At 59.0% G+C, this 11,167-nt stretch carries 8 protein-coding genes and 1 pseudogene; 7 read left to right on the top strand and 2 right to left on the bottom strand.

Annotation, left to right across the window (positions count from 1 at the left end; all coding sequences use genetic code 11):
• Positions 1–136 precede the first annotated feature (136 nt).
• From hisS to hisG, 3 genes are read left to right on the top strand one after another with little or no spacing between them, the layout of a single operon-like run.
• On the top strand, positions 137–1,621 hold the full coding sequence (gene hisS / locus NH195_RS19495; protein ID WP_066711058.1) for a histidine--tRNA ligase: 1,485 nt from the start codon (positions 137–139) through the stop codon (positions 1,619–1,621).
• Positions 1,621–2,718 carry an ATP phosphoribosyltransferase regulatory subunit gene (locus NH195_RS19500; RefSeq protein ID WP_066711060.1) on the top strand — a complete coding sequence of 366 codons (1,098 nt, stop codon included), beginning with the start codon at positions 1,621–1,623 and terminating at the stop codon, positions 2,716–2,718. Before hisS ends, NH195_RS19500 begins: the two co-directional genes overlap by 1 nt.
• Positions 2,718–3,416: an ATP phosphoribosyltransferase gene (hisG, locus tag NH195_RS19505; protein WP_066711062.1), complete on the top strand. Its 699-nt coding sequence runs from the start codon at positions 2,718–2,720 to the stop codon at positions 3,414–3,416. Before NH195_RS19500 ends, hisG begins: the two co-directional genes overlap by 1 nt.
• Before the next feature lie 47 nt (positions 3,417–3,463).
• Here hisG and NH195_RS19510 read toward each other — a convergent pair whose 3' ends face one another.
• Positions 3,464–3,883, bottom strand: coding sequence for a DUF1489 family protein (locus tag NH195_RS19510; protein WP_066711064.1), 420 nt, complete (start codon positions 3,881–3,883; stop codon positions 3,464–3,466).
• Between the two features lie 149 nt (positions 3,884–4,032).
• On the opposite strand from NH195_RS19510, the gene NH195_RS19515 reads away from it, so the two are divergent.
• From NH195_RS19515 to NH195_RS19525, 3 genes are all read left to right on the top strand, one after another.
• Positions 4,033–6,300 carry an adenosylcobalamin-dependent ribonucleoside-diphosphate reductase gene (locus NH195_RS19515; protein WP_066711066.1) on the top strand — a complete coding sequence of 756 codons (2,268 nt, stop codon included), beginning with the start codon at positions 4,033–4,035 and terminating at the stop codon, positions 6,298–6,300.
• Positions 6,301–6,621: 321 nt separating this feature from the next.
• Positions 6,622–7,671 carry an AAA family ATPase gene (locus NH195_RS19520; RefSeq protein ID WP_066711068.1) on the top strand — a complete coding sequence of 350 codons (1,050 nt, stop codon included), beginning with the start codon at positions 6,622–6,624 and terminating at the stop codon, positions 7,669–7,671.
• 39 nt (positions 7,672–7,710) lie between these two features.
• A complete protein-coding gene (locus NH195_RS19525; RefSeq protein ID WP_238379812.1) occupies positions 7,711–7,956 on the top strand; it encodes a hypothetical protein in 246 nt (81 codons plus the stop codon).
• Positions 7,957–8,320: 364 nt separating this feature from the next.
• Here the strand turns inward: NH195_RS19525 and NH195_RS19530 are convergent, their stop codons facing one another.
• Entirely contained in the window at positions 8,321–10,228 is a 1,908-nt protein-coding gene (locus NH195_RS19530) for a hypothetical protein (RefSeq protein WP_162265899.1), read from the bottom strand.
• A gap of 100 nt (positions 10,229–10,328) precedes the next feature.
• Here NH195_RS19530 and NH195_RS21360 point away from each other — a divergent pair.
• Positions 10,329–11,167 (top strand): annotated as a pseudogene (locus tag NH195_RS21360) (IS3 family transposase); the annotation flags it as partial.

Consider the following 11,167-nt stretch of genomic DNA (forward strand, 5'->3'; position numbering starts at 1 on the left):
GCGGGTTTATGCCCCTGAATACGGGGCTTGTCATCAGCTTTTCATGGGATTTCGCGGGTTTTGCCAGTGCTGCCGCCTTGCTCAGCGGGCGGGCTTCCGCTATGCCGCCCGCGACAGTCGTGCAAAAGGACCAGCCATGGCCAAGCCCAAGAAAACCCCGCGCCCCAAGGCCGTCACGCCGAAGGGCTTTCGTGATTACTTCGGCACCGAAGTGAGCGAGCGCAAGCATATGCTCGATCAGATCGCCGAAGTGTATCATCTTTACGGGTTCGAGGCGCTGGAAACCTCTGCGGTCGAGACCGTCGAGGCGCTGGGGAAATTCCTGCCCGACGTAGACCGTCCGAACGAGGGGGTTTTTGCCTGGCAGGAGGACGACTCGGATTGGGTCGCGCTGCGTTATGACATGACGGCACCTTTGGCGCGCGTCGCGGCGCAGTATCGCAATGACCTGCCCTCGCCCTACCGCCGCTTTGCGATGGGGCCGGTGTGGCGCAATGAGAAACCGGGGCCGGGGCGTTTCCGCCAGTTTTATCAATGCGATGCCGACACCGTAGGCGCGCCCTCGGTGGCCGCCGATGCAGAGATTTGCGCGATGCTCTCGGACACGCTCGAAGCCGTCGGCATTCCGCGCGGCGATTACATCATCCGGGTGAACAACCGCAAAGTGCTCGACGGGGTGCTGGAGGCCGCCGGCCTGCCGGACACGGACGAGTGCGCGCATGTGCGCGGCATCGTTTTGCGCACCATCGACAAGCATGACAAGTTCGGCGATGCGGGCGTCATGGCGCTGTTGACCGAGGGGCGCAAGGACGAGAGCGGCGATTTCACCAAGGGCGCGGGGCTTGCCACGGCGCAGGTCGATCTGATCCTCGGTTTCGTCAACGGGCGTCAGGACAGCAATGCGACGACGCTGGATCGTCTGGGCGAGTTGGTCGGTGCGGCTGTCACCGGGCAGGAAGGCGTCGCGGAGCTGCGCGAGATTGCCGAGCTGCTCGAAGGTCAAGGCTACGGTCCCGACCGCATCGTCATCGACCCCGCCGTGGTGCGGGGCCTCGGCTATTACACCGGGCCGGTCTATGAGGCCGAGCTGACCTTTGAGGTCACCGACGAAAAAGGCCGCGTGCGCGAGTTCGGCTCGGTCGCGGGCGGCGGGCGCTATGACGATCTGGTCAAACGCTTCACCGGGCAATCCGTGCCCGCGACGGGCATGTCCATCGGCGTCGACCGTCTTCTGGCCGCGCTGCGCGCGACGGGTCGGATCGGGTCGAAGGCTCAAGGCCCTGTCGTGGTGACCGTGATGGATCGTGACCGGATGAGCGCCTATATGGAGATGGTGACGGAGCTGCGTCAGGCAGGCATCCGCGCCGAGGTTTACCTTGGCAATCCCAAGAACTTCGGCAACCAGCTCAAATACGCCGACAAGCGCGAAAGCCCGGTGGCGATCATTCAGGGCGGCGATGAGGCGGAGCGCGGGGTCGTTCAGATCAAGGATCTGATCCTGGGCGCGAAGATCGCCGAGAACGCCTCGCTCGAAGAGTGGAAAGACCGCCCGAACCAATATGAAGTGCCGCGTGACCAGATGGTCGCGAAAGTGCGCGAGATCATCGAAAGCTATAGCTGATGCCCCGTCCCGAGATTTCGAAAGCGGCGATCAAGGCCGAGGCCGCACGTCTCAAAGCCTTCTTCGAGGAGAGCGGCGCGCAGCCGGTGGAGATGGACATTCTCCTGCCCGCCGAGGTGCTTCTGGACCTCTACGGCGAGGACATCCGCGCCCGCGCCTATGTGACCCATGACCCGGAGCGCGGCGAGATGATGCTGCGCCCGGATTTTACCGTTCCTGTGGTGCAACAGCACATGACCGATGGCGCCGAACCTGCGCGCTATACCTATGCGGGCGAGGTGTTTCGCAAACAGGAAGACATGCCGAGCCGCGCCAATGAATATTTTCAGGTCGGCTACGAGGTGTTCGACGGCTCCGATCCGGCAGCCGCCGATGCGGACGTGTTTGCGCGTTTTGCCGAAGTGCTGGCGGATGCGGGGCTGCATGCAGCCACCGGAGACATCGGGATTCTCAAGGCCGCCGTGGCGGGCTTGAAAACCACCGAACGCCGCCGAGCGGCTTTGTTGCGCCACATCTGGCGTCCGCGCCGGTTCCGGGCGCTGATGACGCGGTTTTCCGACGCCGGAACAGTCCTGCGTCAGCAAAATCTCGACCGTGTGCGCGCCAATCTCAAGGATGCCGAAGCCCCGTTCATCGGTCTGCGCACCCAGACGGAGATCGACAGCCGGATCAGGGCGCTCGAAGAAGACGCGAGCGAACCGCCGATCTCCGGCTCCGAGATCGAACTTCTGGACGACATCCTGTCGCTCAAGGAGACCCTGCCGCATGTCATCTCGCAATTGCGGGACATCGCGGTGGACCTGCCGGCGATCTCGGGGGCGGTGAGCCTTCTGAGCCGTCGCAGCGACGCGCTGGCCGCGCGGGGCGTCGATGTCGAGCATCTGGATTTCGAGGCCTCCTACGGGCGTACCTCGATGGAATATTACGACGGGTTCGTCTTTGGCTTTTACGCCGAGGGTCGCCCGGACCTGCCGCCCGTGGCCACCGGCGGGCGCTATGATGCCCTGACCGCCGTGCTCGGTCAGGGCCGTTCCATTCCGGCTGTCGGCGGGGTGATCCGCCCTAATGTGCTTCTGAGCCTGAAAGGAGGCGCGTGATGGTCGTCAAACTTGGCGTGCCCTCCAAGGGCCGGTTGATGGAAAAGACCTTCGAATGGTTTTCCGAACGCGGCGTGATGCTGTCGCGGGCCGGGGCCGAGCGCGAATATTCCGGTGCGGTCGAGGGCATCGAGGGTGTCGAGCTTGTGCTGCTCTCCGCCTCTGAGATCCCGCGCGAACTCGCCGCCGGGCGCATCCATCTGGGCGTCACCGGCTCCGATCTGGTGCGCGACAAACTGGCCGCATGGGACAGCAAGGTCGCGGAACTGGCGGTCATGGGGTTCGGCCATGCCGATCTGATCATTGCCGTGCCGAAATGCTGGACAGACGTCGACACGCTGGACGATCTCGACGCCGCAGCCTCGGCCTTTCGCGCGCGGCATGGGTTCCGGCTTCGCATCGCCACGAAATACCACCATCTCGTGCGGGAATTTCTGAAGATCAACGGCGTCGCGGATTACCAGCTCGTCGACAGTCAGGGCGCGACCGAAGGCACGGTGAAGAACCTCACCGCTGAGGCCATCGCCGACATCACTTCGACGGGGGATACGCTGCGGGCGAACCACCTCAAGGTGCTGAGCTGCGAGCCGATCCACCGGTCTCAGGCGACGCTGTTCAAATCGCGCATGGCGCATTGGACCGATGAGACCCGCGCGACGCTCACCGAGCTGACCGAGAAGATGGGCCTCGGAGACTAAATCGGAGACGGGGGCGCGTCCCCTGTCTCCTTTGTTGCCCTAAATACTCAAATCACGCCGATTTCGGCCAGTGCCTGAGCCAGTTCCGGCGGCAGGTCGGGTTCGTTCTGGCGGCCCTGCGGCAGGTCGACGGGGGCGTCTTCGGGTTTGAGATAGCGCCAGCCCTGAAACGGGCGCCGCAGCGCGTTTTGGGTGCGGATCAGTGGAGCGGCAAGCTGGATGCGGCAGCGGCGGACACCGTCCTCGCCGATAACCTCTTCGAGGCCTTGGATTTTCTGCCGGGCCTGAATGGATCCCTTGATCACCCAATAAAGTGAGCCGCCATTCAGGAGCTTGTCCTCCTGCTTGGGCCACATGCGGGTCGTGTGTCCGCGCAGGCCCTTGGGGGCAGATTCGACATAGGCGTTGAGCTCTTCAAAAGAGTCGACGCCCACGCATAATTTTACTAGGTTTATGTAATCGGCCATCGGATCGCCCTAACTGTGGTATAAAAACATAGTTTGGATGCGCGATTCTTCAAGTTGTCCTTTGGGTCGACACGGACCGTTGAACAATCTGCCTGACGCCGCTAAACCCGCGCCCTGACTGCTGCCACTCAAGAACGGAACCGACCGCCATGACTCGCTTTGCCGCCCCCATCGCCGAACAGATCTGGGACATGAAATATCGTCTTAAAGAGGCCGACGGGGCTGCTGTGGATCAATCGGTCGAGGACAGTTGGCGACGGGTGGCGCGCTCTTTGGCGTCGGTCGAAAAGGATCAGGCGGCGTGGGAAGAGAAATTCTACCACGCACTCGAAGATTTCAAATTCCTGCCGGCGGGACGCATTCTTGCGGGCGCAGGCACGGGGCGCGCGGTGACGCTCTTTAACTGTTTTGTCATGGGGACGATCCCGGACAGCATGGCGGGAATTTTCGACATGCTGAAAGAGGCCGCGCTCACCATGCAGCAGGGCGGAGGCATCGGCTATGATTTCTCCACCATCCGGCCCAAGGGCGCGGATGTCAAAGGTGTGGCGGCGGATGCGTCCGGCCCGTTGTCGTTCATGGATGTCTGGGATGCGATGTGCCGCACGATCATGTCGGCGGGCTCGCGTCGGGGCGCGATGATGGCGACGATGCGCTGCGATCACCCGGATATTCATCAGTTCATCGAGGCGAAACAGGATTCGGCGCGTCTGCGGATGTTCAACCTCTCGGTGCTGGTGACCGACGATTTCATGGAAGCGGTGAAGGCCGACGGTCCGTGGGAGCTTCAGTTCGATGGCAAGGTCTATCACACGGTCGAGGCGCGCGATCTTTGGAACAAGATCATGCGTGCGACCTATGATTATGCCGAGCCGGGCGTGATCTTCATCGACCGCATCAACAAGATGAACAACCTCTCCTATGTGGAGACGATTGCCGCGACCAACCCCTGCGGGGAGCAACCGCTGCCGCCCTATGGCGCCTGTTTGCTTGGCTCGATCAACCTGGCCCGTCTGGTGAAAGACCCGTTCGGCGAGGGCGCGGAGATGGACGAAGGGGCTTTGTCCGATCTTGTCGCCACTGCCGTGCGGATGATGGACAACGTCGTGGACGCGTCCCGTTTCCCGCTGGAGCAACAGGCGCAGGAAGCACAGGCGAAACGCCGCATCGGGCTTGGTGTCACCGGGCTTGCCGATGCGCTTTTGATGATCGGCCAGCGTTATGGCTCGGAAGAGGCCGCCGCGACCTGTGAGACATGGCTCAAGATGATCGCGCGCGCCTCCTATCTGGCTTCCGCCGGGTTGGCGAAAGAGAAGGGGGCCTTCCCGCTGTTCGACAAGGACAAATATCTGGCCTCTGGCTCGCTCAAGATCATGGATCAGGACGTCAAAGACGCCATCGCCAAAGATGGCATCCGCAATGCGCTTTTGACCTCCATCGCGCCGACCGGGACGATTTCGCTCTATGCGGGCAACGTCTCCTCCGGGATTGAGCCGGTGTTCGCCTATGCTTACACCCGCAAGGTGCTGCAAAAAGACGGCTCGCGCACGGAAGAAGAGGTTGTCGATTACGCCGTCAAACTCTACCGCGACAAGTTCGGCGCAGATGTCGAGTTGCCTGAGTATTTCGTCAACGCGCAAACGCTCGCACCGCTGGATCACGTGCGGATGCAGGCGGCAGCGCAGAAATGGGTCGACAGCTCGATCTCCAAGACGATCAACTGCCCGGAAGACATCGCTTTCGAGGACTTCAAGGAAGTCTATATGGAGGCCTATGAGACCGGCTGTAAGGGCTGTACCACCTATCGTCCGAACGATGTGACCGGCTCTGTTCTCTCCGTCTCCGAGAGTTCCGAGAAAGCCCCGGAGCAGGACGAGGGTGCCGAAGTCGTCTATCTCTCCGAGCCGCTCGACCGTCCGCAACAGCTCGAAGGCAATACCTACAAGCTCAAATGGCCGGACAGCGAGCACGCGATCTATGTCACGATCAACGACATCGTGCATGGCGGTCATCGTCGCCCATTCGAGATTTTCATCAACTCGAAGAATATGGAGCATTTCGCCTGGACCGTGGCGCTCACCCGGATGATCTCGGCGGTGTTCCGGCGCGGTGGCGATGTGTCCTTTGTGGTCGAAGAGCTGAAAGCGGTGTTCGATCCGCGTGGCGGGGCTTGGATGAAAGGGAAATATATTCCCTCCATTCTGGCGGCCATCGGCGGGGTGATCGAGACGCATTTGGTGACCATAGGCTTTATCGAAGGCGAGGGCATGGGGCTCAAGACCGATCCGCAGGCGGAAGTGGTCGCAATCGGCGAGAAACCACGCGGCAAGGCATGCCCGTCCTGCGGCTCCTATGACATGCGCATGGTCGAAGGCTGCATGACCTGCGCCTCCTGCGGCCATTCGAAATGCGGGTGATAATCGCAAAAACCTGTATGGACGCTTGTTTCGGCGGGCAATTGAGGGACATTCCGGCCAGAAAAACGGACTCTTGCTGGGTATAAAATGACCAGTCGAAGCTAAGTCATTGATATTGCTTGATCTGAAGAATGCCGGTCCGAGAGGTCCGGCATTCTTGCTTTCCTGGCGGTCTCCATGGGGCCCAGGTTGACCTGGGCAGCGACATGTTCTCATAACGTTCTCGTGGATCCGGATCCTCTTACTGACACCCCCGGCAGCCCCGCGCTGCCGAATACTGGTCGCCAATCGAATGGCGCGCCGGCTCAGAGAGGACACCCAATGCCACGAATCCAGTTTATCGATGTGACATTCCCACCCAGCAATTTGCCATCCTCTTTCGATATCGAGAGTCGTCTGAAGCGGCACCTTCATCAGTTACGCCTGAAGAAAGGCGCAGCGCGGGAAGACTTCATGATCGAAGATTCGGACAGAATAAAGATCAGGCAGCGGACTGAAGCCTATTTGAATGCCATTGCTCGCGCGTCCGGCATGGGGCATCTGGATAAGGGAGATCGGAAGCGGTTGGAGGTGTTCAGAAAGGGCGCCGAGTTGAAGGCGGTGGACACAGAACACCGCGCGGATGAGATCGCGAGCGCCCTCCACACCGAAATGCCCTGGATGGCGGAAGCGACCGAGCGCGTTTGGAAGGACATGCGCGCGTCGGTGCGCAATGGCGATCCGGCACCTCGGCTGAGGCCGTTGCTTCTGGTCGGGCCGCCGGGGATCGGAAAAAGCTTCTGGGCGCGGTTGCTCGGGGACCAGTTGCTTGTGCCAACGACGGTCATTGAGGCCACAGGTGAACCCGCTGCGTTCTCGGTCACTGGCAGTCAGAGAGGCTGGGGATCTGCAGGCCCAGGGAAGCCGCTGGAAGGCATCATGGCCAGTGGCATCGCGAACCCGGTCGTGGTGGTCGACGAGATCGAGAAAGCCGGTATCGTGGAGTCGAATAGGGGACAGAGATTTTCTCTGAGCGAGGGCATGTTACCCTTCCTTGAACGTTTCACTGCCGCGAAATGGTCGTGTCCCTATTTTCGGGTGTCTTTCGACATGTCTTGGATCGCGTGGGTGATGACTGCAAACTCCCTGAATGGTCTGCCCGCCCCGTTTCTAAGCCGCTGTCCTCCCATACATCTGTCGGCCCTGTCCGCAGAGGATCTGAAAGGGTTTGCGACGAGAGAGGGCGCACGCCGCGGCCTGCCATACGATGCAATTTCTGCGGTACACGAGGTGGTCGCGGCGATTGACAAGCCACAGCTCGTCAGCCTGCGTTCGGTAGTGCGCATGCTGGATGCCGTAGACCAAGCGATACATCGCCCGGTGCTCCATTGATCTCAACGGCGGCCTTCCTGATGGTGAAGGGATAGAGAAATGACAGACGACAACAAGCCACGATACTTCAACTTTGCGGAACGGCAACGGCAGAAAGCGCGGGCACGTCAACGCGACGAGGAGCGGCTGGAGCGAGGGGAGATTTCGCCGCAGGAACTCCAGGAGGAGAACATGCCGTTTCGAAAACTCAGGCGCGACCGGGTGGCGATCTATAGAAACAAGAAGACCGGCGAGTTTGTATGGATGTCCTTTGAGCGGAAACGGGGGGGGCGAAGACGGCCGTGAGGATTGACGTTGCACTGGAGGGCCTTGCCGTCAGTTGGCGTGTGAAGGGTCTTCGATCTCTTGGTGTGAGAGGGCGCTGTTGCACGCGAGGATTCTCGTGTGCGGCAGTGCCTTGGATAGAGGATTGAGAGAGTATGGTTTTCTGCCGGGCCCCTGATCGTTCAGAGAGTTTCGACTGTCCACCTATCCTGTCGGTACGACGCGACCGGCCCAAACCGGACATTCACCAACGGGTCAAGATGCTGCGGCGCGGCCCGCCGAACCTGCCGTTCGCCGCGAGCTGTGAATTGAAAAACTCCAGTCCCAGATGAGCGACGATCAACGTTGTCAAAATTGCCTTAGAGTTCCGATGGTGTGTTCCAGACTAGCTGGGCAAATAAGGGTCGCTGCGCTCGCCTGAAGCTTCGTAAGTCGCGACTTCCACTTCCACCGCCTCTGGCAAGCAGTTCCGAATCCTTGTTGCCAGTTGCGCACGTGCATTCTGGCCATCTGCACCACAGACAATGTATAGCTTGTCCGGGCGGACCCTTGTTGCAAACGCAGCGAGTTTCTCGATTTCAGACGCTTTGAGAGTTCTGGAAGTTGTCGCTTCAACCGCGACTGTTTCGCCATCCACCACCGCGAGAAGGTCGACCTCACAGTCATTGGGACCATCTTCTCGATGTTCGTCGAACCAGATCAATGTAGATGGTAAGAAAAAGAATGAAGCTCTCGCGCGCTCGGCAAGCTGCCACAGTGCCCATATTGCTGGTTCGGTTCCATGATCGCTAAAAGCCTCGATGAAAAAGCCGCTTGCCTTGAACTGCCACCCTCCCGAAACAGGCGGAAGTTCTTCATTTTGGCAAACATTGCACGTCATCACGCTGGACAAATCGTCAATTGAAACCCAGTTCCTGTTGAAGCAATTCTGACATCGCCATTCGTGACCCTGAAACAGGATTTTTCGCTCGCAGAGGTACTGGATTGACGCATCCAACTCACCTGCTGAAAGGTACTCCTCAAGTGGGCCTTCCTTCACATGTGGGTTCTCTTCAATGAATTTTTCGACCAGATCGCTGTAGCGAGAGGCTAGCTTGTCATACTGCACGAAGCGTTCCGGACGTCGTAGCTGAGAGGCAATCCTCAATGCTTCCTTCGCAACTTTTTGCCGGTCCTCTTGGCTACTCACTTCCCATTCTTCACCGGTCGCACGCAATCGCCTAGCCATGATTTTTTGAAAGCGTGCTTCCAGCTCATCATCCAAGTGCGAGGGATCAGCGCCCAACCTTCGGAGCCCTTCTCGCCAAAAACCATGCATTAGTGTTTGAAACGCATCAGGCAAATTGCCGAAATGCTGTAGGGTGCCAAGCAGATATCGACCCTTGTCGGAATACTTCGCATCCGTAACCTTTGGAGGAGGTGGCTTCTGAAGACCATCTTTGTTCTCTCGTGTCCGAAGGAAACGGTCCCTTTGAAAGTCCCGCAGTCCGCCGAAGAAGGCATCATCATCGTTCGGGACCGTTATTGACGCTTGTCGGACTGCTAATTCTATCGAAGCGCTCAAACGACCAGACCTCGTTGGCCTCTGGCAGTATCTCTGATGCATACGAGAAGATGAGCTCTCCCGGCTGATGGAGAAGAATGGGTCGATACGAAGTCTGCGAGGCAGGATCCACTCGTGGACGACATTCGAGAACTTGCAGTGGTCGATCTCCCGCTCAATCGACAAATCTACCATCCACTGACCTTCACGGACGCTGGGTGGCAAGTAGTTTTCAGACAAGTGCCAAGGCGTCGCGAGCGGAAGTTCCGAGCGACCATTTTCTAGTTCACTTCTCTGCTGACCCTTTGGTTCTCGCGAAATGGCCACCGAGCCAGTTGTGAAGCATGCCCGCTCTTCCCAAAACTCGGGAATTGCCCAGTCAGCATCTGAAATTGCTTCGGTTGCAAAGCGTTGCCACGTCTTGCCTTCTGGCTTGATGCGCTCAGCGATGTCAGCGAGTTCATCCTCTGTCAGCGAAGTTGATCTGATAGTAGCTACAGGCGCATTCTGTTCACCTTGGATTCCACGGCGATCCAAGACACGCCCAACTAGTTTCAAGAATTCGGTGTCTTTTGACTGTTCGACTGACATGCGAATGGATGATATACCGGTTAGCTCATTCCGAGGAAATCGGTTGTGTCCGTTCCAAAACACTAAACGATCCGCAATTTCATCCCCCACCACGACGTTGACACCATTTCGCTTCAAAGAGTTCTTCGGTTCGAGATAGTGACAAAACAACTCTGACAATTGGCAGGGCGGTAGAACCGCTCCAGGTTCTGCAAGATGGACGTGTCACGGTTTGATGCCGCTCCTTTGATAGCCTTTACTGGAACAAAGGAGACTGACTATGGGACTGAAACGGACGGACGAATTTCGCCAAGATGCAGTGCGTATTGCGCTGACCAGCGGGTTGACGCGCAAGCAGGTGGCTGATGATCTGGGCGTTGGCATGTCGACGCTGAACAAATGGATCACAGCACACCGAGACACGAAGGTGGTTTCACAAGAGGATTTAGACCTCGCCAAAGAGAATGAGCGGCTTCGACGAGAGATCCGGCTTCTCAAGGAGGAGAGGGAAATCCTAAAAAAGGCCACCCAGTTCTTCGCGGGCCTAAAGCAATGAGATTTAGGTTTGTCGAGGAACACAGGAACCATTTTCCAGCCAACCGTTTATGCAGTGTCGTTGGCGTCAGCACACGTGGCTTGCGGGCCTTCCGTAGTCGCCCTGCCAGTCGCAGACAACGATCTGATATGGTCACGCTTGCACACATCAAAGAACAGTCCCGCCTGAGCCTTGGTAGCTACGGCAGGCCGCGAATGACCGAAGAGTTGAAGGAGATCGGTCTGGACGTCGGTCATCGCCGTGTGGGCCGCTTGATGCGCGAGAACGGCATCCGGGTCGAAAGATCGAAGAAATACAAGGTCACGACGGACAGCAACCATGCGTTCAACATCGGGCCAAACCTGCTGAACCGGGACTTCCACGCCGATCAACCGAACCAGAAGTGGGCGGGCGACATCAGCTATGTCTGGACGCGAGAAGGATGGCTCTACCTGGCTGTTATTCTTGACCTGCATTCTCGGCGGGTGATCGGCTGGGCAGTCAGCAATCGCATGAAACGCGACTTAGCGATCCGAGCATTGAACATGGCCATAGCTTTCCGGGCGCCGCCCAAAGGCTGCATT

It is taken from the genome of Celeribacter ethanolicus, assembly GCF_001550095.1.
Classification (GTDB): domain Bacteria; phylum Pseudomonadota; class Alphaproteobacteria; order Rhodobacterales; family Rhodobacteraceae; genus Celeribacter; species Celeribacter ethanolicus.